General features: G+C 66.4%; 25 protein-coding genes and 1 pseudogene. 12 read left to right on the top strand and 14 right to left on the bottom strand.

Features of this window, described 5'->3' with window-relative positions; translation table 11 throughout:
• Nucleotides 1–45 precede the first annotated feature (45 nt).
• Nucleotides 46–645 carry a hypothetical protein gene (locus tag CPH63_RS12025; RefSeq protein WP_157749500.1) on the top strand — a complete coding sequence of 200 codons (600 nt, stop codon included), beginning with the start codon at nt 46–48 and terminating at the stop codon, nt 643–645.
• A gap of 100 nt (nt 646–745) precedes the next feature.
• On the opposite strand, the pseudogene CPH63_RS23210 reads toward CPH63_RS12025, so the two are convergent.
• Nucleotides 746–1528, bottom strand: a pseudogene (locus tag CPH63_RS23210) (DNA polymerase beta superfamily protein).
• A gap of 120 nt (nt 1529–1648) precedes the next feature.
• On the opposite strand from CPH63_RS23210, the gene CPH63_RS12015 reads away from it, so the two are divergent.
• The 4 genes from CPH63_RS12015 (at nt 1649) to CPH63_RS23710 (ending at nt 6425) form a co-directional block, all read left to right on the top strand.
• Nucleotides 1649–3052 (top strand): 3' terminal RNA ribose 2'-O-methyltransferase Hen1, encoded by a 1404-nt coding sequence (locus tag CPH63_RS12015; RefSeq protein WP_096303174.1) that lies wholly within the window; start codon nt 1649–1651, stop codon nt 3050–3052.
• A complete protein-coding gene (locus CPH63_RS12010; RefSeq protein WP_096303173.1) occupies nt 3049–5598 on the top strand; it encodes a polynucleotide kinase-phosphatase in 2550 nt (849 codons plus the stop codon). The genes CPH63_RS12015 and CPH63_RS12010 overlap by 4 nt, the downstream gene beginning before the upstream one ends.
• 267 nt (nt 5599–5865) lie before the next feature.
• Nucleotides 5866–6150, top strand: a complete 285-nt coding sequence (locus CPH63_RS12005; RefSeq protein WP_096303172.1) for a type II toxin-antitoxin system Phd/YefM family antitoxin — start codon at nt 5866–5868, stop codon at nt 6148–6150.
• Nucleotides 6147–6425: a type II toxin-antitoxin system RelE/ParE family toxin gene (locus CPH63_RS23710; protein WP_096303171.1), complete on the top strand. Its 279-nt coding sequence runs from the start codon at nt 6147–6149 to the stop codon at nt 6423–6425. The genes CPH63_RS12005 and CPH63_RS23710 overlap by 4 nt, the downstream gene beginning before the upstream one ends.
• Before the next feature lie 336 nt (nt 6426–6761).
• Here CPH63_RS23710 and CPH63_RS11995 read toward each other — a convergent pair whose 3' ends face one another.
• The 5 genes from CPH63_RS11995 to CPH63_RS11975 all read right to left on the bottom strand — a co-directional run bounded on the left by CPH63_RS11995 (nt 6762) and on the right by CPH63_RS11975 (nt 9905).
• The gene (locus CPH63_RS11995) at nt 6762–7577 is read right to left on the bottom strand and encodes an isocitrate lyase/phosphoenolpyruvate mutase family protein (protein ID WP_096303170.1); all 816 of its coding nucleotides are present in this window, start codon (nt 7575–7577) and stop codon (nt 6762–6764) included.
• Nucleotides 7578–7845: 268 nt separating this feature from the next.
• Entirely contained in the window at nt 7846–8187 is a 342-nt protein-coding gene (locus CPH63_RS22280; RefSeq protein ID WP_157749499.1) for a hypothetical protein, read from the bottom strand.
• A 94-nt stretch (nt 8188–8281) separates the two neighbouring features.
• Entirely contained in the window at nt 8282–8770 is a 489-nt protein-coding gene (locus CPH63_RS11985; RefSeq protein WP_096303168.1) for an SDR family NAD(P)-dependent oxidoreductase, read from the bottom strand.
• Complete coding sequence (locus tag CPH63_RS11980) at nt 8767–9084, bottom strand: DUF1330 domain-containing protein (RefSeq protein WP_096303167.1); 318 nt, start codon at nt 9082–9084, stop codon at nt 8767–8769. Before CPH63_RS11980 ends, CPH63_RS11985 begins: the two co-directional genes overlap by 4 nt.
• Before the next feature lie 71 nt (nt 9085–9155).
• Entirely contained in the window at nt 9156–9905 is a 750-nt protein-coding gene (locus CPH63_RS11975) for an SDR family NAD(P)-dependent oxidoreductase (RefSeq protein WP_096303166.1), read from the bottom strand.
• 94 nt (nt 9906–9999) lie between these two features.
• Here CPH63_RS11975 and CPH63_RS11970 point away from each other — a divergent pair, with 94 nt between their 5' ends.
• Nucleotides 10000–10605, top strand: coding sequence for a TetR/AcrR family transcriptional regulator (locus CPH63_RS11970; RefSeq protein ID WP_096303165.1), 606 nt, complete (start codon nt 10000–10002; stop codon nt 10603–10605).
• Nucleotides 10606–10737: 132 nt separating this feature from the next.
• On the opposite strand, the gene CPH63_RS11965 is transcribed toward CPH63_RS11970, so the two are convergent.
• Together CPH63_RS11965 and CPH63_RS11960 are read right to left on the bottom strand one after the other, a co-directional pair.
• On the bottom strand, nt 10738–11250 hold the full coding sequence (locus CPH63_RS11965; RefSeq protein WP_096303164.1) for a Clp protease N-terminal domain-containing protein: 513 nt from the start codon (nt 11248–11250) through the stop codon (nt 10738–10740).
• Nucleotides 11250–11459, bottom strand: a complete 210-nt coding sequence (locus tag CPH63_RS11960) for a hypothetical protein (RefSeq protein WP_096303163.1) — start codon at nt 11457–11459, stop codon at nt 11250–11252. The genes CPH63_RS11965 and CPH63_RS11960 overlap by 1 nt, the downstream gene beginning before the upstream one ends.
• A 173-nt stretch (nt 11460–11632) precedes the next feature.
• Here CPH63_RS11960 and CPH63_RS11955 point away from each other — a divergent pair, with 173 nt between their 5' ends.
• Nucleotides 11633–12529: a LysM peptidoglycan-binding domain-containing protein gene (locus CPH63_RS11955; protein ID WP_157749498.1), complete on the top strand. Its 897-nt coding sequence runs from the start codon at nt 11633–11635 to the stop codon at nt 12527–12529.
• A 78-nt stretch (nt 12530–12607) separates the two neighbouring features.
• Nucleotides 12608–13198 carry an Rv3235 family protein gene (locus CPH63_RS11950; RefSeq protein WP_096303161.1) on the top strand — a complete coding sequence of 197 codons (591 nt, stop codon included), beginning with the start codon at nt 12608–12610 and terminating at the stop codon, nt 13196–13198.
• Between the two features lie 25 nt (nt 13199–13223).
• Here the strand turns inward: CPH63_RS11950 and secA are convergent, their stop codons facing one another.
• The 6 genes from secA to mtrA all read right to left on the bottom strand — a co-directional run bounded on the left by secA (nt 13224) and on the right by mtrA (nt 22260).
• Nucleotides 13224–16058: a preprotein translocase subunit SecA gene (gene secA / locus CPH63_RS11945; RefSeq protein ID WP_096305105.1), complete on the bottom strand. Its 2835-nt coding sequence runs from the start codon at nt 16056–16058 to the stop codon at nt 13224–13226.
• Between the two features lie 339 nt (nt 16059–16397).
• Nucleotides 16398–16991, bottom strand: coding sequence for a ribosome hibernation-promoting factor, HPF/YfiA family (hpf, locus tag CPH63_RS23705; protein ID WP_172892302.1), 594 nt, complete (start codon nt 16989–16991; stop codon nt 16398–16400).
• Between the two features lie 150 nt (nt 16992–17141).
• Entirely contained in the window at nt 17142–17915 is a 774-nt protein-coding gene (locus tag CPH63_RS11935) for a ComF family protein (RefSeq protein WP_197704320.1), read from the bottom strand.
• Between the two features lie 118 nt (nt 17916–18033).
• Nucleotides 18034–19812, bottom strand: coding sequence for a hypothetical protein (locus tag CPH63_RS11930; RefSeq protein ID WP_096303159.1), 1779 nt, complete (start codon nt 19810–19812; stop codon nt 18034–18036).
• Nucleotides 19809–21440, bottom strand: coding sequence for an MtrAB system histidine kinase MtrB (gene mtrB / locus CPH63_RS11925; RefSeq protein WP_096303158.1), 1632 nt, complete (start codon nt 21438–21440; stop codon nt 19809–19811). Before mtrB ends, CPH63_RS11930 begins: the two co-directional genes overlap by 4 nt.
• A 130-nt stretch (nt 21441–21570) precedes the next feature.
• On the bottom strand, nt 21571–22260 hold the full coding sequence (mtrA, locus tag CPH63_RS11920) for an MtrAB system response regulator MtrA (RefSeq protein WP_096303157.1): 690 nt from the start codon (nt 22258–22260) through the stop codon (nt 21571–21573).
• A 108-nt stretch (nt 22261–22368) separates the two neighbouring features.
• Here mtrA and CPH63_RS11915 point away from each other — a divergent pair, with 108 nt between their 5' ends.
• The 4 genes from CPH63_RS11915 to CPH63_RS11900 are packed head-to-tail and all read left to right on the top strand — an operon-like array spanning nt 22369 to nt 26489.
• Complete coding sequence (locus CPH63_RS11915; RefSeq protein ID WP_096303156.1) at nt 22369–23670, top strand: hypothetical protein; 1302 nt, start codon at nt 22369–22371, stop codon at nt 23668–23670.
• Nucleotides 23671–23674: 4 nt separating this feature from the next.
• Complete coding sequence (locus CPH63_RS11910; RefSeq protein WP_096303155.1) at nt 23675–24334, top strand: DUF4129 domain-containing protein; 660 nt, start codon at nt 23675–23677, stop codon at nt 24332–24334.
• Nucleotides 24331–25527: a DUF4350 domain-containing protein gene (locus CPH63_RS11905; protein ID WP_096303154.1), complete on the top strand. Its 1197-nt coding sequence runs from the start codon at nt 24331–24333 to the stop codon at nt 25525–25527. The genes CPH63_RS11910 and CPH63_RS11905 overlap by 4 nt, the downstream gene beginning before the upstream one ends.
• On the top strand, nt 25524–26489 hold the full coding sequence (locus CPH63_RS11900; protein ID WP_096303153.1) for a MoxR family ATPase: 966 nt from the start codon (nt 25524–25526) through the stop codon (nt 26487–26489). The genes CPH63_RS11905 and CPH63_RS11900 overlap by 4 nt, the downstream gene beginning before the upstream one ends.
• Nucleotides 26490–26556 lie beyond the last annotated feature (67 nt).

Below are 26556 nucleotides of genomic sequence, written 5' to 3'. Positions count from 1 at the left end.
CCTCCACGTGGGTCGTCTGATATCGAGTACTGCCAAGCTTGCCAGGTGAATAATCCACCAAACAACCTGGACTTCATCGACTTTGACGCTCCAGAGTCGACAGATGCACCCGATGCACCTGATGCACCTGGTGCACAAGGTCGGCCGGCGGCGCGGATCGCGCTCGTACTCCTGGCGCTGATGGTGCCACCGATATTGGCGGTGTTCGCTGCATTGTCTCGGCTCTACGCAGCGCAGTCGGGATCCGGCTCCCAGGTCCTCACCGTGACCGTGCGGGTCTCGGGCGCCACGCACGCCTACATCGCTGAGTCGGCTGCATTGAGCACCGCGAGCACCGGACTGCGCTTCGCGCCGGTCCTGGTCGGCTGCGCCGCAGTCGCTGTTCTCGCCACCTTGCTGGCGGTGCTAGGCAAACCGAAGACCCGCAGGTTCGGTCTCGCCAGCCTTTTCACGCTATTCGGTCTTCTCAGCGGGTTGAGCATCGCGATGTGGCTCAGCACGTGGTCCGGGGAACTCGCCTCTTTCGGCGCCGCCAGCTCGCATCTGAGCATCGGTCCGGGCGCTTGGCTAGCCAGCGGCGCCGCGCTGGTTCAGGGTGCTGCCGCAGTGACGCTGGCACGACCCTCGGCGCGGCGTCTCGAGTGATCAGTGCACTCGCCACGCTCACCGCAGTTGAAAACGACCGTTTTCCTTACGTAACCCCGGCGCCGGCGACACACCCGATCCGAAGTGTCAGAAACTCGTGTCAGAAAGTTGGCCTGTCGGCGTAGTCGGGGTGTTCTGCGAGCACCTCGGCGAGAACGATCTCGCCGTGCCTGACCGACTGCAGGTAGCCAAGTTCAGGCTGTCGCATCGGCAGGCTGATCCGGCCGGTCTGCAGCAGCTCCACGCCTTGTAGCCCGAGTCGCAGCGCATGCATGGCGTATTTGGTGTCATAGCCGTGGATCGCGACGAGTTCGGGTCGGTTCGTGTGGGCGCCGGACTCGCCGGTCATGGCCGATTTCTGCGCTCGGAGGTAGCCGATGAAACGAGCCGCTGCCTGGCGGGAGACGAAGCGATGCGCGCTGGCGACGAGCTAAGCACCGGCCTCGTTGCGGAACATGGTCTCCTCATCCGGGGCGAACAGCACCAGCAGCACGGTCGGATTGCCGCCGAGCGCGAGCCGCGCCCACTTGCGGGCGGAGTAGATGACGACGTCCAGGTCACCGGCACCTGAGCGGTTGGCCAACCCTCCTGGCTGATCCCAGACCGTGTGACGTTGATACTGCTCGAACCTGACCTCGGCGTCGGCGCTGGTGCCGCTCGGCACTCGAGCCAAGCCGGTGACGAATTGCGGTGGCTCAAGACAGATCCCCATCTCATCGCGATCGTCCTGACCAGCGATCGCGGTCCCGTGGACACCGGAGCCGACCTGGGTGCGAACGATGAGACCACGCTCAGCGATCCGACGCGCCAGCTCTGAGGCATGAGGGTGGTCAAAACCCGGCGGGGGACTACGGTCACCGGCAATGGCATCAACGTCGATCACGGGACACGACTCTAGAACGTCTCGGACGCCGTGCGTACTGAATTCCTGCACACTACGGCGGATCGACGGCGTGCTTCGGCGGTTTGATTTGGTGTTGCGGGGGTCAGGCAAACTACAGGGGTGCTGCTGACCTTGTCTACGACGATGCCCGACGCAACCGATCTAGGTTTCCTACTCCACAAGCACCCAGACAAGGCACAGGCATTCGAGATGTCTGGTGGCGTGGCGACGGTGGTGTGGCCGGAGGCGACGACGCAGCGTTGCACGGTGGCCCTGATGCTGGAGGTCGACCCGGTCGCGTTGGTACGCAGCAAAGGCAACCGCGGATCGGACGGGTTCGCCTTGTCGCAGTATGTCAACGACAAGCCTTACGCGGCGTCGTCGATGCTGGCGGTCGCGTTGGGAAAGGTCTTCCGCACAGCGATGACCGGTCGGTGCAACGCCAGGCCCGAGTTACCTGGTCAGGCCGTGCCGCTGGAAGTGCACATCCCGGCGCTGCCCAGCCGCGGCGGTGTGGATCTGGTGGCGCGGTTGTTCGCGCCTCTGGGGTGGGCGGTGACCGCAACGCCGATCCCGCTCGATCCGCAGATTCCCGAATGGGGTGACTCGACGTTCGTGGACCTGCACCTGGCGGGCACGGCCCGGGTCGCGGATGCGTTGACGCAGCTATATGTGCTCATGCCGGTGCTCGATGACCGCAAGCACTACTGGATCAGTAGCGACGAGGTGGAGAAGTTGATGCGCGCCGGCGGTGAGTGGCTGGGTGAGCATCCGGAACGGGAGCTGATCACCCGCCGCTACCTAGGACACCACCGGGTTCTTGTCGCTGGCGCGGTCGCACGGTTGGCTGAGGTCGATGACGTCGACCCCGAGGCGCTAGACAACGCGGTCAGCGACGACCCCGAAAAGGGACCAACACCGCTGGCGGTACAGCGCAAAGACGCGGTGACCGCCACGTTACGGGCCGAGGGCGCGTCGACGGTGGTGGACCTGGGGTGCGGCGAGGGGGCGTTGCTGCACGACCTGGTCGCAGACCCTGCGTTCACTCGGGTGCTAGGGGCGGAGGTATCGCACCGGGCGTTGGAGGTCGCGGCGCGTCGGCTGAATCTGGACCGGACGCCCGACACAGTCCGGGCCCGACTGGAGCTCATTCAGTCATCAGCGGTATATCGCGATGACCGGTTGGCGGGTTTTGACGCCGTGGTGTTGATGGAGGTCATCGAGCATATCGATGCGGCACGGCTGCCTGCGTTGGAGCGGGCGGTGTTCGGTCACGCCCGTCCGGGGTCGGTGCTGGTGACGACTCCGAATGCTGAGTACAACGTGCGGTATGAGTTCCTCCCGGCCGGGCAGTTCCGTCACCGCGACCACCGGTTCGAGTGGACCCGGGCGCAGTTCGCGGCGTGGGCACAGACGACCGCGACCGCCTATGGGTATGACGTCCGGTTCGTAGGGGTCGGTGACGTGGATCCTGAGGTCGGGGCGCCGACGCAGATGGCGGTTTTCCGGAGGGTGAGCGCATGACCGAGCTGAACATTCCGCAGCTGTCGTTGGTCTGTCTGATCGGCGCGAGCGGCTCTGGTAAGTCGACGTTCGCGCGGAAGAACTTCGGTACGTTTGAGGTGCTGTCCAGCGACTTCTGCCGCGGTCTGGTCTCCGGCGATGAGAACGACCAGGCCGCGACGTCCGCGGCGTTCGAGGTGCTGCATTTCATCGCCGGCAAGCGTCTGGACGCTGGGCTGCTGACGGTGGTGGATGCTACGAACGTGCAGCCCGACGCGCGTCGGCAGCTCGTCGCGTTGGCCCGCGAGCATGACGTGCTTCCGGTCGCGATCGTGCTGGACCTGCCCGAACGCGTGTGCCTGGACCGTAACGCCTCGCGCCCGGACCGCGACTTCGGTGACACGGTCATCCGCCGCCAACATGACCAGCTGCGCCGCTCGCTGCGGCACCTGGGCAAGGAGGGGTTCCGAAAGGTCCATGTGCTGCACAGTGAGGACGACGTCGCTGATGCGGTCATCGTGCGGGAGAAGCTGCTCACCGATTTACGTGACCGCCGTGGGCCGTTCGATGTGATCGGTGACGTTCACGGCTGCCGCGCGGAGCTGGAGACGCTGTTCGGTGAGCTCGGCTACTTGATCGACCGTGACGAGCTTGGCCGCCCGGTCAACGCAACTCATCCCGACGGGCGGACAGCCGTGTTCGTCGGTGATCTGGTTGATCGCGGACCGGACTCACCCGGCGTGCTGCGTCTGGTGATGGGGATGGTCGCAGCGGGCACCGCGTTGTGTGTGCCTGGCAACCACGAAAGCAAACTCGTGAAAGCCCTGCAGGGACGCAACGTGCAGATCAGCCACGGGCTGGAGACCACCCTCGCACAGCTGGCCAGCGAGTCAGTGGAGTTCCGTAAAGAGGTCGAACTCTTCTGCTACGGACTGGTGTCTCATCTGGTCCTGGATGACGGCAACCTTGTCGTCGCGCACGCCGGGCTGAAGCAGGCCTACCAGGGACGCTCCTCAGCACGGGTCCGCAGCTTCGCCCTCTACGGCGACACGACCGGAGAGACCGACGAATTCGGTCTGCCGGTCCGGTACCCGTGGGCGAATGACTACCGCGGTCCGGCGATGGTGCTCTACGGACACACCCCCACCCCGGAACCGGAATGGGTGAACAACACGATGTGTCTGGACACCGGCTGCGTGTTCGGCGGAAAACTCACCGCCGTTCGCTACCCGGAGAAAGACGTCATCTCAGTACCGGCGGCGCGGGTCTGGTACGAACCGGTGAAACCGCTCAACTCCACGGTCACAGATTTGGACCGGCGCGCACCGGAGGAGTTGGCGATCACCGACGTGCTCGGCAAACGCGGCGTCGACACCCGCCTCGCCGGGCGGGTCACCGTCCGGGAGGAGAACGCCGCCGGAGCGCTGGAAGTGATGAGTCGCTTCGCCCTCGAACCACGGTGGCTGCTGTACCTGCCGCCGACGATGGCACCGACGGCCACCGAAACCGACGGACAACTGCTGGAGCATCCAGGCACAGCATTTGAGTTCTACCGCCGCGACGGCATCAGTCACGTGATCTGCGAAGAAAAACACATGGGATCACGGGCGGTCGTGTTGATCTGCCGCGACGCCGACACCGCCGCCGACCGCTTCGGCGCCACCGACGGATCCACCGGCGCCGTCTACACCCGCACCGGCCGGTCCTTCTTCGACCACGACACCACCGAGACCCTGCTCAGCACAGTGCGCCAAGCAGTCGAGGACACGAACCTCTGGGAGGAACTCGGCACGAACTGGCTGCTGCTCGACACCGAACTGCTGCCCTGGTCAGCCAAAGCCGAAGACCTGCTTCGCCAGCAATACGCCTCGGTCGGCGCCGCCGCGAACGCCGCCCTACCCGCCGCCGTGTCGGTCCTGCAAGCCTCAGCCGATCGGGGCCTTGACGTCACCGACCTACTGGCACGGACGGTGTCCCGGGCCGCGAACGCGACCGCGTTCCGCGACGCCTACCGCCGCTACGTCTGGCCGACACACGGGCTGGACGGTGTACAGATCGCCCCGTTCCAGGTCCTCGCCACCGAAGGACACACCCACAGCAACCGCGACCACAGCTGGCATCTCGGCATCGCCGACCGACTCGTCGCCGCCGCTCCATCACTGATCCGCTCCACCAGGCGCCTCGTCGTCGACACCAGCGACGACTCATCGGTAACCGCAGGGATCAACTGGTGGACCGCCCTCACCAACACCGGTGGTGAGGGCATGGTCGTCAAACCCCTCGCGAATCTTACGAAAACAGCGCGGGGCTACGCCCAACCCGGCGTGAAAGTCCGCGGCCCTGAATACCTACGCATCATCTACGGACCCGACTACACCGAACCGGCGAACCTGACCCGGCTTCGCGACCGCAACCTCGGCCACAAACGCTCCCTAGCCGCCCGCGAATACGCCCTCGGCATCGAATCGCTCGAACGCTCCGTCGCCGGCGAACCCCTCTGGCGAATCCACGAACCAGTCTTCGCCGTCCTCGCCCTCGAGTCCGAACCCATCGACCCACGGCTCTGACCGACAGAACAGCGGCCATACCCTGACGGCCTTGCGTGAAGACAGCCGGCCAACGTGCCGGCGCCCTACCCGTCGTTCGGGACGCCGTTGAGCACCGACGGCCTCGCGCATGTGAGGTTCTCTGCGCCTGGCCCAGGGTCTCGTGGTTCAGCGTCTGGGACTAGGGACACCGAGGTCGGCGAACGAGTGGACGGACGCCAGCAAGTACGAGACGTCGGCCCGCAGGCCCAGTGGACACAGGTCGGGAAACTAGTCATACTTATGACTATGTCTGAGACAAGCACGCTGGCCGACGCGAAGGCACACCTGTCCGACCTGGTCGCACGCGTGGGCGCCCACCACGACCGGGTCACCGTCACCGTCCACGGACGACCAACGGCAGTCCTGGTCTCCGTCGACGACCTCGACGCACTCGAGGAAACCATCGCCGTCCTGTCCAACGCCGACACGGTACGAGCGTTGCGCGTTGCGGACGCTGAACTAGCTCGCGGAGAGGGAGAAAGCCCCGACGCGGTCCTGGCCGCGATGAAGGCACGTCGAGCCCGCAAGTGAGCGACGAACGGTGGGAACTCACATTCTCCCCCACCGCCCGCCGACATCTGGCCGAACAACTGCCGGAGGCGGTGGCCACCGCCGCGTTCGAATTCATCACGGGCCCACTCGCTGACAATCCTCATCGTGTCGGCAAGCGGTTGCGGCCACCACTGCACGATCGCCACAGTGCCCGCCGAGGCACCTACAGAGTCCTCTACCGAATCAGCGATCAAGACCATCGCGTCCAAATACTTGGCGTTTTCCCACGATCCGACGCCTATCGCGCACCCTGACCGCGCCAATCCACCTTAAAACACAGCCCATAGGTTCCGAAAACAACGAGGCCACCCTGCGCCCGAGAGCCGTCGATATCGAGAGAGACTCGGGCGCCATTGCGACCGTGCCTTGCCGCACAGAAGAGAACGTATGTGCAGATCCCCGACCTCGATCGTCGCCGCGACCTGTCGATGGATCGCAATGATGCCGGTGCACGGAAACGCGAGGAGGGGTAACCCAGCAGACGACGCAACAGCCTCGCCGACGACGCGTCGGGCGTCCGCAGCCACATTCGAGTGTCTCGATTTGGCCGAACCTCACTACCGTGAACCGCCGTCCGATTCACGCCGCGCTTAGGAACCGAAACGTCGCTGCAGGTCGGCGTAGGAGACCGCGCCGTCGAGGAAGCCAAGCGTTCCAGAGTCGAACAATTCCCGCGCGGCGCGGTCGAGCGCGCTGAGCGAGGCTCGGGCCAAGCTACCGCCCAAACTGACGCGCTTGACGCCAAGCGAAAAGAGCGTCGTTGCGTCGATCGTGTTCGCCAGACCGGCCACCACGTTGAGCGGGCCGGGAATAGCCGCGGTGAGCTGGCGAATCGTGTCTTCCTCAACGACGCCAGGTACGAAGATGCAGTCAGCCCCCGCATCGAGGTAGCGGACTGCCCGCTTGACCGTCTCGGCGAAGACATCGCCGATCGTGCCGGCGAAGTAGGTATCAGTGCGGGCGTTCAGCACGAACGTGCCGGCAGGCGCCGCGGCCCGGGCCGCCGCGACGCGCTCGACCGCCTCCTCGATACCGAGCAGCACACCGTCGACGGCGTCCTCGAGGTTGGCTCCCACCGCCCCGAGCTGCACGGTCCGAGCCACGGCCTGCCCGACCTCGTCAGCGGTGTCTCCGAAGCCAGCTTCCAGGTCCGCAGTCACCGGAACGCTCACGGCGGCCACGATCCGACCGACATGCTCGAGCATCGTGTCACGATCCAGCGTGCCTCCGTCCGGAACTCCACACGACCACGCGATGCCGGCGCTGGTCGTGGCGATCGCCGCAAAGCCGATCTGCTCCAGGACACGGGCCGAGCCGGCATCCCACGCGTTCGGAAGCACAAAGCCGACGCCGGTGTGCAGGGCGAGAAAAGCCGTCGCCCGCTCGGCCGATGCCGCGGTGGTCACGAGGCAACAATATCGACGCAAACGGAGGGCACATCGCGTGGCAACCGGTGGAATCTGCGGCGCAAAGAATCTTCCGAACCGGCGGCCGAGTTGCGCACCGCGCCGACACAGTCAAGGACCCCAATGAACATCACCCCATGATTCCCGGTCGCCGCCACTAAAGAAACCCCGCGCTCATACGGATCAATAGTCCGCGACGTCAATGGCCGTTAGTGGACACTCGCCACTGACCTCGGACCGAGACCACCCGAGAGCCAGTTGTTGAACGTCATTTGGTGATGAAGCGGTGGATGGCTTCGTTGGCGTGGTCCTGAAAGGACGGGTTGGCCAGATCAGGGAAGATGTCGGCTTGATTGACCAACGGACCAGTGACAGCGTTGGCTGGGCTGGCGTAGAACACACCGCTAGTCAAGGTCGGGTCGATGACGGCGTCGACCAGTCGTCTCGCGCCCACGTCAAGTCTGTGGGTGAGACCCAGGTGGGGCATGACGTATTTGGCTGCTATACGTAGCGGCAGCTTGAGGTCGGTGGCGGCTTGAGTGCCAGTAGTGCCGCCGGGGCTCACGGTGACAAGACGGCGGTCGGGGTGTTGCCGGGCCAGGTAAGCCATCCAGAGGGCACCGATGTACTTGGCCTGCCCGAACGCCAGGTTGAAGTCAGATTTTCTGCCGCCGAAATAGCTGCCGTCGATGACGGTGGCGAGTTCATCGGCTGAGGTTGAGGCAAAGGGATGGCCGTTTCATCCGCAACTTTGGAACTCCACGGGCTGCTTCACTTCCGGCGAGGACCGCAACCTCGCCAAGCCGCCCCTCGGCCAGGAGCCCTTCGAGGAGAACGGCGTGGCCAAGCACATTCGTCGCGAACACCTTGGTGACCCCGTCAGCGGTCAACTCCATCGACTGCGGGCCTATGACACCAGCGTTCATGACCAACGCGTCGACCGATCCGCCGATGGCCGCGAGGCCAGCTCGGACCGAACGTAGATCGGCGACATCTATGACAACGACATCGAAAATGCGCCGGCCGGTCGCCGCTTCGAGTTCGGCCTTCGCCGTCGTGCCCCGACCTCGGTTTCGGCACGCCAAGTAGATCCGCACGATCTCGGGACGTAACGCCAGTTGCCGGGCCGCTTCCTTGCCGATCCCGGCGTTGGCGCCCGTGATCAGCACCGTCTTTCCTGGGAGTGAGCTCATACGGGTTGCCTCACATCGTCGGCGCGCATGGGGAGGCCGTCGAGCAAACTGAAACGGGCATCCATCGCGACACCTCGAACATCGATCAGCTGTTGAAATTCGGGCGAGTTGTACCACCTGAGGGCCGTCTCACGATCGGTAAACCGCACGAGTGCTCCTGAGGTGAGCGAGCCATCGCCGTGCAGGAATTCCCGGTTACCGGCGATTACCTCACCTGCATGCTGTTTGGCTGTCTGCCCAGCAATGGGGGCGTATCTCTCGCGGTACGTTTCCGGGTCCTTGACCGTGAATTCGACAATTAGGTATGCGCTCATATGAATAGCCCTCAGTCTTGGTTGATTTGTGCTCTAGGTCTTTGACCCTTAAACGTCACCGCCGGCAGGCGTTACGTCGCTACTCGGCCGCCATCGACCGCGAGGGTGACGCCGTGGACGAAGCTGGCATCGTCGGTGGCGAGGAAGACGATCGCCGACGCCAGTTCCTCCGGCTCAGCTACCCGAGCTGCTGGTGCCAGTGCTGCGAGGTGGTTCACCATCTCATCAGGGATCGCCTCCATCATCCGGGTGCGCGTCGGGCCGGGCGCAACGGCGTTGACCCGAACGCCACGTCCGCCGTACTCGGCGGCCCAGGCCTTCGTCAGGAGTTCGAGCGCTGCTCGGCTCGCGCCATACAGAGCCATGCCGGCCTGTCCGAAACTGGCGACCATCGTGGAGACGTTGACGATCGAACCCCATCCGCGTTCGGCCATGGCTGGCGCCAGTGACGCGACGAGGAAGAACGGAACCTTGACGTTCACGGTGAAGGTCTCGTCGAAGTCTGCTTCGGTTGCTGCGTTGCTTGGTCCCATCAAGGCGACGCCGGCGTTGTTGATGAGGATGTCGACGTGACCGTTGCCGGCATCAATGGCCCACTCGACCAGCTCCCGGGCCGACTCGAGGTCGACCAGCGACGTGAGCCGAAACGTCGCGCTACCGCCGCTGCCCTCGATCTCGGTGACCGCGTCTCTGGCCCGTTGCTCATCGCGTCCGACTACCAGCACATGTGCGCCACGTGCGGCCAAGGCGATGGCCGTAGCTCTGCCGATCCCGCTCGTCGACCCGGTAACAAGCGCGGTCCGGCCCTTTAGATCAGTCATACGCCGTCTGTCCTTTCCTGTAAAACTGGGTTGCGTGACTCACTATCACACGGCGAAACTGAGGTGTCAAACTCAGAATTGCTAGGATGGGTTCATGGTCAACGAGACACGTGAGCGGCCGAAGCTCACCGCGAAAGGCCAGCGCGTCCGCGCACGAATCGTGGAAGAGGCTGCCGCTTTGATCCACGAGCGCGGAGTCGTGGCGACCACCTTGGAAGACGTCAAGGTGGCAGCGGAAGTCAGCGGCTCGCAGCTGTACCACTACTTCCCCGACAAGGACGACCTCGTGCAGGCGGTCATCGACTACAACGCCGACGCCATCGTCAGTCGCAACCGGCAGGCCCTAGGCAGCGCGAACGGAGTCGAGGCTTGGCAGAAGATGGTAATCACCGCCGCGAAGCGCACCAAGGCGAAGGGCGGCTGCGCACTCGGCTCGCTCGTTGGTCAACTCGCCGAGAGCGACTCCGAGGCGCGAGCGCTCATTGCGTCCGGGTTCGACCAGTGGGCAGCCGCCATCAGCGATGGACTGCGATCCCTACACGCCGAGGGGAAACTCCCGTCCGACATTGATCCGGACGACCTCGCCATTACCCTGCTCGCCGCGCTCCAAGGAGGTCTTCTACTGGCCCAGGCGCAGCGGAACACCCGCCCGTTCGAAACCGCGGTCAATACCCTCCTCGCACTCATCATCGGCAGATAAGCCCCATCCCAGGCAAGGCGCGCGAGCCGTCGATCGGCGCGCGGAGACCTCGACCGAGATAAGCGCATATCGTTCCCTCAGTTAGCGCGGTCTGGTGCCGTCTCGCTGGTCGTCGTGAACGTCACTTGGGGCTCAACTGCCGGGCGTGGCCGCATCTAGTCGACGCCGTATCTCTGCCGCACTCACGCCGAGCGCACCCAGCAGCACGGCCGCGGGATCTGGTGGTTGCAGAGTGACGATCGCGTCCAATACCTGCTCAGACGTGACCTGGGTCTTCCGTCGATTGGGCTTGACCGCATCCTCAAGCACTTTCTTCGCCGCCGGCGTCATGCGGAGGCGATCGCTTCGCGCGACATCTCTAAACCTCGGATTCTTCGGCACGGCGCGCATCGGCAGCGCAGGAACGTCGTTCCCGAACCCCAGGCCCAGCGCGCCCAGGGCTTGCTGATCGAGTGCCTCAACGGCCCGGCGAGCTTGCTGCAGATCTACACCCAACACCATTTCGATCAAGGGATCCTCTAGCAAGGCGAGGAAGATGTGATCGGTGCCGGTGCGGCGGTCACCTCGGCGACGAGCCTCCTCACTGGCCCGCAGATAGATGCCCCAGACGTGACGCACCTCGGGCGCGACGGATTCGATGGTCATCAGGGCTCCTTGTTGTACTTGGTGTGCACGGACTGGCGGGTCACACCCAACGCGTCACCGATCTGCTGCCACGACCAGCCCTTTTTCCGGGCCGCCCCGACCTGGTTCGCTTCAACCCTCTCAGCCAGGCGACGCAGCGCCAACGAGGCGCGAAGCCCGATCGCCGGGTCATCCGACGAGAGATTCGCGCTGAGTTCGGCGATGTCCATGCCTGTCAATTTAGACTGACACATCGACCGCCGTCAACCTAAACTGACACAGCAAACCGCCCCAGGGGGCAAACCCAGCGCCGACATGAGTGCGACGAGACACTCCTCCGCTCTTGACTGATCCTCATTGCATGTATAAGGATGCAAATGAACGCAAACGAACGGATCAGGCCATGAACAACATCAAGAGGTACCCGCTCGCCGCTTTGCTCTGCATCGTCGACGGCTTCGTATTGATCCGGCTTCGACCGGATTGGCACGCCTTGACCCTCGGAGTTCGTGGTCCGCACGCCTGGGTCGCGCAGAGCGGCGCGGACCTGGTGGCGGCGAAGCTCGCCGGCTGTGCGCTCTGGCTGATCGCGATCTGGTTCGGTCTAGGAATCCTGGCGGCACTAGGCACGGCGCTTCCTGGAGCGGCCGGTCGCACGCTGCAGATCGCCGCAAGTCGACTACTCCCCCGGGCCATGCTTCGGCTCGTCGCCGGAGCGAGCGGTCTCGGCGTGCTACTGGCACCCGTCGCGGCCCAGGCCAGCACTCCCGCTCCACCGGCGGCCGTCCAGAGCGTGATCGGATCCTCGGTTGCCACGCCACTTCCAGCACCCGCGCTCCCCACCGATCCGACTTCCGCGCCGACTCCGATCGCCACGACGACACCGCGCCTCACGATCCCCTCCCCTAGTCCGAACGCTGCGACGCCGTCGCCGGCGGTCCATCCAACAGCAACGCCAACCCCTGCTGCGACGCCCCGGGGGAGCACCGCCGCCATCCCGGCAACGCCGACAGCCGGCCAGCCAGGTTCGACGCCGCCCACACCCGTTCGGCCCGTCACCGCGAAGACCGACGCGCCCAAAACCCAGGAACGCTCAGTGACCGTCGCTCCTGGCGACTCTCTCTGGCTCATCGCGGCGCACCGGCTCGGCGCATCGGCCAGCAACGAGCAGATCGCCGCTGAGTGGCCGCGCTGGTATGCGGCGAACGCCGCGGCGATCGGCACCGACCCCGGGCTCATTCATCCGGGCTCAGTGCTCCAGGCGCCCGCCGATCAGCCATCGACAAGCCCGGCCAGCTAACCCCGCGTTCCAGTCACACGCCAACGAATTTCACGGCAACACCGCGTCGATATCCCAGCAATACCAAGGAGGAACCATATGAGCACCGCCTCACTGGCCGTCGCGTCGGAGGAACCAACGGCGCACCAGCATCGCGTCGCCATCGGACGATCCCGGTCCCCACACACGGCGATCACCGTCCGGCCGGCGCCGCGTCGGGAGCCGCCCTTCGACGACGAGGGGGCTCAGCTTCACCTGGTCGGGCCACGAGACCGACCGCTCCCCTTCGTCGAACACCAGCGGGACAACCAGGCCGAGTTAGATTCCGCGCAGAGCCCATTCGGGCATCTCACAGCGACGAGTCAGGACCTACCCGACCCGGTCGGCTTCAGCCGGCGCCTGCTCGTGGGTGCACTCGAGGCCTTCGCCGGGCGTCGATCGATCGCCCAGCTAGCTCCATACCTGAGCCGTGGCGTCTTCGCCGGTCTGGCCCGAGATTGCGACAATGCCAAGGTCACCAACCGGTGGCGCGGTGGCGCTGCGGTCAGGACCATTCATCTCTGCGAACCAGCCGACGGCGTCGCCGAGATCGCCGCCGTAGTCGCCGTTCGTGGCCGCAGCCGCGCCGTCGCCCTTCGTCTGGAAGGGCAGAACGGGCGGTGGCGCTGCGTCCGGCTGCAACTCGGTTGATCCAACCGAGTTGCCGCCGGATCGGTCAGCGCTTGCGCTTGCGCGCGCTCGTGCTCTTGTTGCCCCGGCTACCGCGGTTCGGGTTGCTCCGGGCGGCCGCGCTGCGAGGCGCCGGCTTGGCCGCACCATCGCCCGCGTCACCGATACGAACCTCGGGCGCATCCGAGCCCAGCGTCGGAGCCGTGTAGACCAGCGGCGCCGACGACTTGCTGCGCTCCAGCCCCTTGGCGTTGAAAGCAGGCGCCGAATCATGCTGATCCTGTGCCGCCGCCAAGGCCGCAAAATCGATCTGCGGACCATCGTCGTCGGTGGCTTCGTCAGCGCCGGCGGCGAGCTGGCTCGGCGCAGCCGGTGCCGCCGGAGCAGCATCCGGATCCTCGACCTCAACCTCGAGGTTGAAGAGGAAGCCGACCGACTCCTCCTTGATGCCGTCCATCATCGCGCTGAACATATCGAAACCCTCGCGCTTGTACTCGACAAGCGGATCGCGCTGAGCCAGCGCGCGCATTCCGATACCCTCCTGCAGATAGTCCATCTCGTAGAGATGCTCCCGCCACTTGCGGTCGAGCACCGACAGCAGCACCCGCCGCTCGAGCTCACGGGTCACGTCACTGCCGAGGTCCTCTTCGCGCGCGTTGTAAGCCGCCTGCGCGTCGGCTACCAGCTCCTCGATCAGGAACTCCCGGGTCAGATCAGAGCGATCCCCGCCCGCCGTCTCGATCGCCTCGTCAATGCTGAGCGACACCGGGTACAGCGTCTTGAGCGCGGTCCAGAGCTGCTCCAGATCCCACTCCTCGGCGTACCCGGCCGTGCCGGACTGGATGTACGCGGTGACGACGTCCTCGATCATGCCGCTGATCTGATCGGAGAGGTCGGCGCCGTCGAGGACCGTCTTCCGCTCGCCGTAGATGACAGCGCGCTGCTTGTTCATGACCTCGTCGTACTTGAGGACGTTCTTGCGGATCTCGAAGTTCTGCTGCTCGACCTGCGTCTGCGCGGACTGGATCGCCCGTGAGACGACCTTGCTCTCGATCGGGGTGTCCTCAGGGAGACGTCCGAGTGACATGGCCGCCGCCATACCGCTGAAGCGAACCATCAGGTCATCGCCCAGCGAGAGGTAGAAGCGCGACTCGCCCGGGTCACCCTGACGGCCGGCCCGACCCCGCAGCTGGTTGTCGATACGCCGCGACTCGTGACGCTCGGTGCCGAGCACGTACAACCCGCCGAGATCGACGACCTCGTCGTGCTCCTTCTCGATGTCGGCCTTCGCCGCCGCCAGCGAGTCAGCCCAACCGGCTTCGTACTCCTCCGGCGTCTCGTCCGGTGAGAGCCCCGCTTCGCGAAGGGCCGCGTCGGCCGAAAACTCGGCATTGCCACCGAGCATGATGTCAGTGCCTCGACCGGCCATGTTCGTGGCCACGGTGACCGCACTGCGCCGGCCGGCGTTGGCGATGATGGCGGCCTCACGGGCGTGCTGCTTGGCGTTCAGCACCTCGTGCGGAATGCCCTTGCGCAGCAGCAGGGCCGAGATGCGCTCGGACTTCGCGACGCTGGCCGTGCCGACCAGGATCGGCTGCCCCTCCTCGTGCCGCTCAGCGATGTCGTCGATGACGGCCGAGAACTTCGCCTCTTCACTCTTGTAGATGAGGTCGGTACGGTCGGCCCGCACCATCGGCCGGTTCGTCGGAATCGGGACGACGCCGATCTTGTAGATCTGGTGCAGCTCAGCCGCTTCGGTCTGGGCGGTACCAGTCATGCCGGAGAGCCGCTTGTAGAGACGGAAGTAGTTCTGCAGCGTGATGGTGGCCAGCGTCTGGTTCTCGTGCTGGATCGCCACGCCTTCCTTGGCCTCGATCGCCTGGTGCATACCCTCGTTGTAGCGACGGCCGTGCAGCACGCGGCCGGTGAACTCGTCGACGATGAGCACCTCACCGTCGTTGATGATGTAGTCACGGTCGCGCTTGTAGAGCTCCTTGGCCTTGAGCGCGTTGTTCAGGTAGCCAACGAGCGGGGTGTTTGCCGCTTCGTAGAGGTTGTCGATGCCGAGTTGGTCCTCGACGAAGGAGACGCCCTCTTCGGTGATGGCGACCGTCCGCTTCCCCTCTTCGACGTCGTAGTGCTCGTCCTTGCGCAGCCGCGGCGCCAGGCGGGAGAACTCCAGGTACCAGCGCTGGTTCTCCTCGGCCGGGCCGGAGATGATGAGCGGGGTACGGGCCTCGTCGATCAGGATCGAGTCGACCTCGTCAACCACGGCGAAGTTGTGGCCGCGCTGCACCAGATCGTCCAACGACCAGGCCATGTTGTCGCGCAGGTAGTCGAAGCCGAACTCGTTGTTCGTGCCGTAGGTGATATCGCAGGCATAGGCCGCGCGTCGCTGCTCCGGCGGAATGTCGGAGAGGATCTTGCCCACGGTCAGGCCGAGGAACCGGTGCACCCGACCCATCCAGTCGGCGTCACGACTGGCCAGATAGTCATTGACGGTGACGACGTGCACGCCGTCACCGGAGAGTGCGTTCAGGTACGCCGGGAGGGTCGAGACGAGCGTCTTGCCCTCACCGGTCTTCATCTCAGCGATGTTGCCGAGGTGAAGCGCGGCGCCACCCATGAGCTGCACCTTGTAATGGAACTGCCCAAGGGTGCGGCGCGACCCTTCCCGGACGACCGCGAAGGCCTCCGGGAGCAAGTCGTCGAGGGTTTCACCGTCGGCGATACGCGCTCTGAACTTGTCAGTCTCCTGACGCAGCTCAGCATCGGTGAAGTCGACATAGTCTTCTTCACGCGTATCGATGTCATCGGCAATGGACGAAAGGCGCCGGACCATCTTGCCTTCTCCGGCGCGCAACAATTTGGCTAGAACCACGCCGCCATCGTACGGGTCGAAGTTCACCGGCGCAGCGGGCGGCGCTCAGCCGAAGTTAATTTCTCGCCGATTTCACCGGTAGCGGACACCGGTCGGGGTTCGGGCGCACCAGAGATCGAGGCCCATCGGGGCCGATCAGGATGAGATTGGTGGTAGCCGGGTTCGGTTCGCGTTGGTCAACTCGGACGACGGATCCGAGTTGACCAACGCGAGCGCATCAGACGATCTTGCGGGGGACTTCCAACACCGGCAGCGCGTCGATTGCTCAAGGTTCCATTGAAGGCTAGCCGGAGTATTCGTTGAAATGAATGGGAACGGGAGAAGAGTCTGCTCAGCCGATCAGCCGGTGAGGCGGAGCACGCCGTAGTCGTAGGCGTGGCGCCGGTAGACGACGCTCGGCAGACCGCAGTCGGCGTCGGAGAAGAGGAAGAAATCGTGTCCGACGAGTTCCATCTCGAATAGTGCCTGGTCGACGGTCATCGGCTTGGCCGGGTGCTCCTTCTCCCGAACGACCTTCCCCGGCCCGTCATAGGGCTCCTCGTCTTCGGTGGCACTGCTCGCCTCTGAGGCCGCCAACGCATCGGCGGCGGCGGTGGCGATTGCGACTGACACAGGGGTGCGTCGTCCGTGGTGGACCCGGCGGCGATCAGCGGCGTGGCGAAAACGGCGCTCCAGCTTCTCGGTTGCCAGTTCGAGAGCCTTGTAAAAGTCATCGGCGCACGCTTCGGCGCGTACGACGGGGCCGCGGGTGCGGCAGGTTATTTCGATGTGTTGGCAGTTGTCATGTTGTCTGCGGTTGGGTTCGTGGTTCAGCTCGACATCGGCACGGCTTATCTTGCCGTCGTAGCGCTCCAGGCGGGCCAGCTTCTCGGAGACATGAACTCGAAAGTGATCGGGCACCTCGACGTTTCGTCCTCGGACGACAACTTCGATCCCGCTCAGGGTTGTGTGCATACGGCCTCCACCACATAATGCGGCGATCAGCCGTGCGTTGGCGCTGAATCGCCGACTCGGTCAGGGTTCCACTGACGCTAGACCTGAAAGCTGGTCACTGCTAGTCATATCGTGTTTCTATTTCTGAAGTCATGGCGTTTGCTCACGGCTTACATGGGTGGCATTCCGTGACTCGCTCCGGGCCGGAATTTCGCGGTCTATGCCCGCTTTGCGGCGGGTCGCGGCGACCGTGGCCGCCGCCAGCACCGGCCAGCCGCCGCCCCGCAGTGCCCGGACGGCCTCCGTGACCGTGGCGCCGGTGGTCACGATGTCATCAACGAGGATGACCCGGTCAGCGTCGCCGAACCCGCCGGCCTCCAGGCTGGCGCGGGAGTCGACCGTCATCGCCCCGGCCAGATTTTCAGCTCGCTCGTCGCGGCTCAGCCCCGCGGCGTCCCTGACCGGCCTACTCAGACTCAGCAGGTCGAGGACCGGTACCGGCCGGAGACCGGCCCCGGCTGCCGCCAGACGCTCGGCCGCGATCTCAGCCAACCGCGCCATATGATCACCACCCCGCCGCCGCCGGGCGCCCCGCGCGGAGGGGACGGGGACGAGCAGCACCCGGTCGAGCCCACCTGGAGTACCGCCGGCCGTGGCCTGGACGGACCGGGCCAGCAGCTCGCCCAACACCGGCGCCGCATCGTGGCGGCCGCGTTCCTTGTAATGCAGCAGTGCGCGGCGCAGCGGACCCTCGTAGGGCGCAGCGGCAATGCACCGCACCCCGGGTGTCGCCACCTGGAGCAGTCCGCCCTGGGGGCGGCAGCTCAGACACAGCACCGGGCCCGGATGGGCACACCCGAGACAGTGGTTCGGAAAGATCAGGTCGGCCAACGACGAGAGCAGGAACGGGGAGACGAGCGGCATCCGTCCATCGTCGGGCCCGGACGTCAGCCCGTGGTGCTCGCGGCCACCGGCTGTGCAGATCCGGCCGCCCTGTGGAGCACCGCCGAGCCCAGCCGAAGCGGTCGGACCCGAGCCGGGCTCACCACTGAACGTAGGTCGGGCTTATCCCCCGCGCCGTGGAGTCGGCCGGGCCGGACCAGGTGTTCGATCGGGACTGCTGGAAGACCGCGCCGCCGGCACTGACCCAGGCCACCACCCGGCTGGCCGCGGTGATCGAGTCCGGGGCCTTGGGCAGCCCGACGTGGGAGCGCTCGTCGAGTGCGGAGCCGTCACTGCGGACCGACCAGATGCCGTAGCTGCCGGTGAGCAGGTTCGAGCCGATGGTGAACAGCGCCGACTCGCCACTCCAGGCCGCGTCCCGCAGCGCCAACTGCGGCGGCGTGATCGGAGTCAGGGTGTCGACCCGGACCGAATCTCCGGCCCTGACCAGCGTCGCGATCCAGAGCTGCGCCGTCCCATCGGCGGCAGCGATGACCAGCGAAAGGCGCGACCCCTCCGGGCTGAACTTGACCGACCGGATGCTCCCGCTGGTCGGTCCCCGGCTGCCCAGGGAGACCGCGACCGGAGGGTGTCCGACGGAGATCCGCAGCAGGGAGAGTCCGCGCCCGACCCAGACCTCATTCGCGTTAGGAGCCCACGTCGGCGCGCTCAACGGCCCGGCGGCGACCCCGGCGTCCTGCAAGGAGGTCGAGATGGACCCGACCAGCAGACGCGACCGCAGCGCCGTCCCGACCGTGCCGGCCAGCTTGTAGGTCGACGGTGTCGCGCCGGCTACAGCGACGCTGGTCAACGGATAGTGCCCCGACGACAGCGCGCCGGGTAACGGCGACCCGTTCTGGTCGACCAGCACAGACTTGTCGTTGAGGTAGTACAGCGGCGGAGTGGAGGTCGTCGGGGGCTGGGCGACGGCGAACTGGTTACGACTGAACGTCTGCCCGACACCGGGGATGGTCACCGGCTTTCCGCCGTCGGTTATCCGCAGCGTGACGAAGGTGGCGTCCGGGTCGAAGTTGACGGCGAGTTGTGCGGCCAGCCGGGTCAGCGTCTCCGGTTCGAGCAGGCTGCTGCCCGGCAATTCGATGACGATCGGGTCCCCGAGCGTCACCGAAGCCCGACTGGCGTTGCTCTGTACCGGCAACTGCTGCACGGCGTTCACCAGTTCGGGGCGGGGTCCGGTGATCAGCTGGGTCAAGCGCCAGGAGGCGATCGCCTGCGGGTCGCCGAGCGAGGTGTAGCGCAGGTCCGGCACCAGTCGCTGCTGGGCGAGGTCGAAGAAGTACAGCGTCTGCACGGAGTACCGGGTCTCGAAGTCCGACCGCTGCACGATGAGGCCGTTCGGCGGCTGCTGAATGCGCCACTGACCGTTCTCCTGGCGCATCACGAAGGTGAACTCCACACTGTCGCCGACGGATCCGTCGCCGCTGAGATCGGCGGTATAGATGCCGCGGGCGTCGATCGACCCGACCTGCTGACCGGTAACGGCCACATTGTTGGACGGGTCGCTGACTCCGACGGTGTAGCTGTCGACCACGGTGGTGGTGTTGTCGTTCCACTTGCCCCGGGCGTCGACGGTCAGGAAAGCCCGCGCGGCCGCATGGTGGTCATCGACATCGCTGACGTTGGCCTGCAGGAATCCCTGCACGATCGTGCGTGGATCGGCGTTGGGGATCGGTGCGATGGACGGCGCGGACACCGACGTCACGTCTCCCAGGCCGCGGACGATCTGCGGACTGGACTGCGTCGGAACGCCGGTACAGGCGGCGCAGAGCAGCGAAACGAGCGCGAGCAGGGCAAGCCCGGTCAGGCTGCGACGGGGCCGGCGAATGACGGTGCGGCTGATTCGGTTTCGGGGGTTCATCCGTCCTGCCTCACGTCGAACTCGATCAGTGCCTCGGGCTCAAGCGGTAGCGGGGACGAGACCAGCGTGTCCCCCAGGTTCAGCGGCAGGGTGAGCCGGAACTGGGCACCGAGACCCCGCTCGCCCCAGGCCTGCAGCCATCCGCCATGCAGGCGGGCGTCCTCGAGGCTGATCGCCAGGCCCAGCCCGGTGCCGCCGGTGAGACGGCTGCGGGAGGGGTCACCACGCCAGAATCGGTTGAAGACCAGACCGGCCTCACCCGGACGGAGCCCCACACCGTGGTCGCGCACGGCGACGGCGGCCGAGTGCTCGTCGGCGGCCACGGTGGCGACCACGGGACGCCCGTCGGCATGGTCGAGGGCGTTGCCGATGAGATTGCGCAGAATCCGCTCGACCCGCCGCGCGTCCATCTCGACCAGTACCGGAGTGGCCGGCCCGTCGACGACGAGCTCGATGCCGTGCCGCTGGGCCAGCGTGTTGCTGGCCGCCACCGCGTTGGCCAGCACCCCACGCAGATCCGTCTTCTCCGAATCCAGCCGCGCGACACCGGCGTCATAGCGGGAGATTTCCAGCAGATCGGCCAGCAGCGCCTCGAAACGGTCCAGTTCGGTGAGCAGCAGCTCGACCGAACGGGCCAGCACCGGAGCGAACTCCGCGCGTTCGGAGTAAAGCAGCTCGGTGGCCATCCGGATCGTGGTCAGCGGGGTCCGCAGCTCGTGCGAGACATCGCTGGTGAAGCGCTGCTGCAGGCGGGAGAGGTCTTCAAGGCGGCGAATCTGGCCCTGCAGGCTCCCGGCCATGTCGTTGAAGGACTGACCGAGCAGGGCGATGTCATCGGTGCCGTGAACCGGTATTCGCTGCGACAGGTCACCGGCGGCCAATCGGGCGGCCGTCGCCGCCGCGACCTGAACCGGGCGGACCACCTGCCGGGTGACGAGGTAGGCGATGCCGGAGATGAAGATGACCAGCACGATGCCGGAGATGAGAACTGTGCGCTGGACCAGCGAGATGGTGCTCTGCTCGGCGGTGAGGGCGAAGAGGTAATACAGCTCGAAGACGCCACCGGCGGCCGAGATGGGCTCACCGACGATGAGACCGGGCACCGGGTCGCGGTGTCCGGCCTGCGAGATCGGCGAGTACTGCACGGCCAGATTTCCGCCCTGAACCAGTCGCCGCAGCTCGATCGGGATGCCGGTCTCGGACTGCGCAGTGCTCAGCGGTGCACTGGTGGATTCGATCTCGATGGTGAACAGGCCCGCCGAGGGGCCGGTGGCGGTGAGGTTGGCCTGGATCTGGTCTACGGCCGCACTGACCCCGGCGACGTCCCCGACGCCGACTCCGGAGAGCACCCGCTGCGCAGTCTGCAGGCCGGTGTTGGCCTGAGCGATCGCGGCGTCGCGTTTGGCCCGCAGAATTCCGGCGCTGATCTGGTTGACCAGGAAGACGCCGACCAGGATGACGACAACTGACGTGACCGTCGCGGTGGTCACCCCGACCCTCAGTTGCAGTGAGCGACTCCATGTCTGCCGGAGCCGGTTCGCGAACTGGGAGACCCTCGACCCGATCGCGCGCAACCTCGGATGGTCGGCTGAACGCAGCGCGGCGATTTTCTCGGCGAACGCGTTCATTCCAGAGCTCTCATAGCAGAACGTTCATACCAGGGTTTGTTGCCGGCGGCTCTCCGCACTCAGCTGGGGCTCGGTTTTCCCAGACGCTTCGAGGAGCTCGGCGACAACGGACGGTCTCCACGGATGGGGTCTACGGCGGGCCGGCCTTGTACCCCACACCGCGAATCGTGAGTACCACCTCCGGCCGCTCCGGGTCGCGCTCGATCTTGGAGCGCAGCCGCTGCACGTGGACGTTCACCAGGCGGGTGTCGGCCGCATGCCGGTAGCCCCAGACCCGCTCCAGCAGACCTTCACGGGTCAGCACCTGCCGGGGTTTACGGGCCAGCGCGACCAGCAGATCGAACTCCAGCGGCGTCAGGCTCACCACCTCGCCATCACGGGTCACCTGATGCGCCGGGACGTCGATGGTGACCGGGGAGTCGGTCGGGCCGATGGTCAGGGTCTCGCTGACCACCTCGTCGTGGTGGCGCAGCCGGGCCCGCATCCGCGCGATCAGCTCGCGGGGCTTGAACGGCTTCACCACGTAGTCGTCGGCGCCGGACTCGAGCCCCAGCACCACGTCCACGGTGTCGCTCTTCGCGGTCAGCATGATGATCGGCGTCCCGCTCTCGGCCCGCACCGCACGGCAGACGTCCAGCCCGGAGAGCCCGGGCAGCATCAGGTCGAGGAGCACGATGTCCGGGGTCATCTCACGGAAAGCGGCCAGCGCGCCGGTGCCATCGGCCACGAAACCTGGCTCGAAACCCTCCGTACGCAGCACGATGCCAAGCATCTCGGATAGCGCAAGGTCGTCGTCCACGACGAGGACACGGGGTTTCATGTCTACATCGTGGCACTTTTTGAGCCAACGAGGGTGTAACCGGTTCCGCGCGTGTGTTGCGAGTTGGGCCAGCCGTAGACCGGTGACAAGATTGGGTCGCCTCGGCGGGTGCCGTCGAAGGTCTCGAACGAGCAGGGAAGCGGGAGCGCCGTGGCAGACGCCGGAGCGGACGACGCGGGCGACCGCGGCGACAAAGACGATCAGGTATCGCTGGAGAAGTCCGTTCCACCGACTTACCAGCCACCGACTTACCAGCCACCGACTTACCAGCCACCGACTTACCAGCCGCCCGCTGACCAGCCGCCGAACTATCAGCCACCGGGATACGGTCCGAGCTACGCACCGCCGACCGGACCACCTCCACCGATTCCGCCGAACTATCCGCCGGCGCGCTACGAGCCGCCGGGCTACACCCCACCCGGCTATACCCCGCCCGCCGCCTACGGACCGCCGAACTACTCGCCGCCGCCCGGCTACAACGGCCCGGCCGGTGGCGGCTATGGCGGCGCGCCGCACCTGAATCAGTACTACGCGCAGATGGCCCCGAAGCCGGGATCGATCCCGCTGCGTCCGCTCGGCGTCGGCGACATCCTCGACGGGAGTTTCCGCACGATCCGGCGCAACCCCAAGGCGACATTGGGCCTCTCGGCGATCATCGCCGTCCTGCAGGTCGCGGTGGTCGCGATCTTCGAGCTGATCCTCAATCACAACCTGAGCGATCTGGGCAGCTTCTCGACCAACGACGACGGCACAGTCGGGCTCAGCGGTGGACAGGTCGCCGGGGCACTCGGAGGCGGACTACTGTCACTCGGCGTCACCGTCGTCTTCGGGGCCGTCCTCACCGGCATGCTCACCATCGTGGTCACCGACGACGTACTGGGCCGCAGGATCGAGCTGGCTGAAGTGTGGGCTCGCACGCGTCCGAGGCTGCCGGGTCTTATCGGCCTCTCCTTGATCGTCGGGATCGTTCCGACGATCGGGCTGCTCTTCTGCCTTGCGCCGGGTATCTGGCTATGGGGCATCTGGGCGCTGGCGATCCCAGCCTTCATGGTCGAGAAGGTGTCCCTGGGGGGCGCCCTGAGTCGCTCCAAGCACCTCGTCGACGGATCGTTCTGGCGCGTCTGGGGCATCCGCGCGCTCGGTTGGATCATCGTCTCCATCATCTCGGTGATCGTCGCGGCACCGTTCTCCATCGCGGCGACCCTCATCTCGGGCCAGAGCCTGACCGGCGGCTCGGACGGGAACTTCGCCGTCTACGTCCTGATCACCTCGATCGGTTCGGTGCTCATCACCACGTTCGCCGCGCCGATCAAGGCCGGTATCGACGCGCTGCTCTACGTAGACCAGCGGATGCGCCGGGAAGGCCTCGACATCGTGCTGCAGCAGGCGGCCCTGCAGCCGCCGCGGTAGCGGCGTGATTGCCTGGCTGCTCAACCCGGGCGGCGATCCGGTTAGCGGGCCGGCGGCTCAGACGGCGGCGCAGCGGGAACTGTCGAAGCCCGAATACCACCGGGACGACCCTTCGCTGACCCAGCGGGTGCTCGACTGGACCGGGGCCAAGCTCGATTCCTTGCTGTCGCACGCCGGCAGCGGGCGGCTGGTCGATGTGGCGATCCTGGTCATCGCGGCCGCCGCGCTGACCGCGACCGTGCTCGCCCTACGCCGGGCCGGGCGCCTCAGGCGGCAGGCCCGAGAAGTGGCCGCCGATCCGCTGGGCCCGCTGAGCGAGGTCGACCATCGGCGCGCAGCGCAGCGCCACAGCGCAGCCGGCGAATACGCCTTGGCCGTCCGCGAATGGCTGCGCGACTGCGCGGCCAGCATCGAACGACGGGGCGTGCTGGACCCGATGCCGGGGCGCACCGGTAGCGAACTCGCCCGCGCCGCCGGAGAGAGACTGCCCGCTGCCGCCGAAGTGCTCACCCAGGCCGCCGCCGCGTTCGACGAGATCTGGTTCGGTGATCGCCCGGCAACGGCGGCCGATGACGAGCTCGGACGCGCTGCTTCGGAGGCGGTTCGGCAGGCGTCCGTGCAGCATGCTGCGAGCGCCGCACCCCGCTATGCGGTGCCGTCGTGACGACACCGCACTCAGCGGGAAATGCGGATGCGGCGAGCACCGCCCCGGCTCCGCTGCTACGCCCGTGGTGGCGTCGGTCCCGGCTCTGGTTCGTCTTCGCGGCACTGATCGTCTGCGCGGCGATCATCAAGACCGCCGACTCGGCCGCGCCCGGATCGCCGCTGGACCCGAACTCGGCCAGCAAGGACGGCTCCCGGGCGGTGGCCCAGTTGCTCAGCCGGCGTGGAGTGGTGATCCATCGGGCGACCAGCATCGCTGACCTCACCGGCTCCTCCACCGTCGTCGTGACGAGCCCCGAGCTCTACTCCGACGACCAGCTGCGCACGCTGGCCGCGAACCACCGACTGGTGCTACTGGAGCCGACGTCCGACCAGCTCGCCATATTGGACGGCAGCCTGGCCCAGCTCACCGATCGGAGTGCCGGCCCCGACTCGGTGCCGCCGGGTTGCCGCGCACCGGGCGCGGTGGCGGCCGGAACCGTCGATTTCACTGATGCCCTGCTATACGCCGACGAGTCCTGCTACCGGGGGCGGATCGTCATCCGAGAACGCTTCGTGGCGATCGGCAGCGCCGACCTGATCACCAACCGGCGTCTCGGACACGATGGCGTCGCGGCACTGGCGATCAACCTGATTACCGACAACGGTCGTGTCACGGACATCTCCTGGCTGCTCGCCGCGGCCGACCCCGAGGCGTCCCAGACGAGCTCAGTCTGGTCGCTCTTCCCGGATTGGACCGTGCACGCGGTCTGGTGGCTCGTGGGTCTCGGGATGCTGTTGGCGCTCTGGCGCGGGCGCCGCTTCGGACCAGTCGTCACCGAGCCGCTGCCCGTCGTCGTACGGGCCGCCGAGGTGGTCGAGGGTCATGGCCGCCTGTATCGGCGCGCCGAGGCTCGTCAGAGCGCCGCCACCGCCCTACGGGGTGCGACGACCAGGCGTCTGGCCACACACCTCGGGGTCGAAGCGACGACAGAACCGGTCACGATCGCGGCGATGATCGACCGACCGGGAGCCGACAATGTGCTGCTCGGGCCGGTTCCGTCCGATGACGCCGGTCTGACTAGGCTCGCCCAAGAGCTGACCGCCCTGGAAGAGTCGGTCACCGCAGGCGCAACGGAGCCACAACCCACCTCGTCCGGCTCCCCCGCAACCAGTCAGCCAGCCCGAACAATCGCGAAGGACGACACGCCGTGACCGAGCCAGCAACACTCGACGCGCGAGCCACACTCGGCGCGGTCCGAGCCGAGGTGAGCAAGGCGATCGTCGGCCAGGATGCCGCGGTCACTGGGCTGCTGGTCGGCCTTCTCTGCCGGGGCCACGTCCTCATCGAGGGCGTCCCCGGGGTCGCCAAGACGCTGCTGGTGCGCACGGTGGCGGCGGCCCTGGACCTGCAGACGGCCCGCATCCAGTTCACCGCCGACCTGATGCCGGGCGACGTCACCGGTTCGCTGGTCTACGACTCGGCGACCAGCCAGTTCACCTTCCGGGCCGGACCGGTCTTCACCAACCTGCTGCTGGCCGACGAGATCAACCGGACGCCGCCGAAGACGCAGTCGGCCCTGTTGGAGGCGATGGAGGAGCGGCAGGTTTCGGTCGACGGGCAGCCGCAGCTACTCCCCGACCCGTTCTGCGTCATCGCCACGCAGAACCCGGTCGAGTACGAGGGGACCTATCCGCTGCCCGAGGCGCAGCTGGATCGGTTCCTGCTGAAGGTCACGATGCCGCTGCCGGATCGGGAGACCGAACTGCGGATGCTCACCGCGCACGCCGCCGGCTTCAACCCGCGCAACCTCGCCGCCGCCGGAGTCCGCCCGGTCGCCACCGCCCACGACCTGGCCGCCGCCGCCGACGCGGTCGGTCGCGTCTACGCGGCTCCGGAGATTCTCGGTTACATCGTGGAGCTGGCCCGATCGACCCGAGCCGCGCCCGCAACCTCGCTCGGTGTCTCGCCACGCGGAGTGATTGCCCTGCTGGCCGCCGCGCGGGCCTGGGCCTGGCTCTCCGGGCGCCAGTTCGTCACCCCGGACGATGTCCAGGCATTGGCGCCGGCCACCTTCCGGCACCGCATCGTCCTTCGACCCGAGGCCGAACTCGAAGGCGTCACCACCGATTCGGTGCTGAGTTCAGTGCTCACGTCTGTCCCCGCCCCCCGCTGAGCCCGCCCCCTGTTGAGCCCCCCCGTTGAGCCTGCGCCCCGCTGAAGCTGCGTCGACCACGGCATAG

Source organism: Jatrophihabitans sp. GAS493, from assembly GCF_900230215.1.
Lineage (GTDB): Bacteria > Actinomycetota > Actinomycetes > Mycobacteriales > Jatrophihabitantaceae > MT45.
This window is presented reverse-complemented; position numbering and strand designations above follow the sequence as displayed.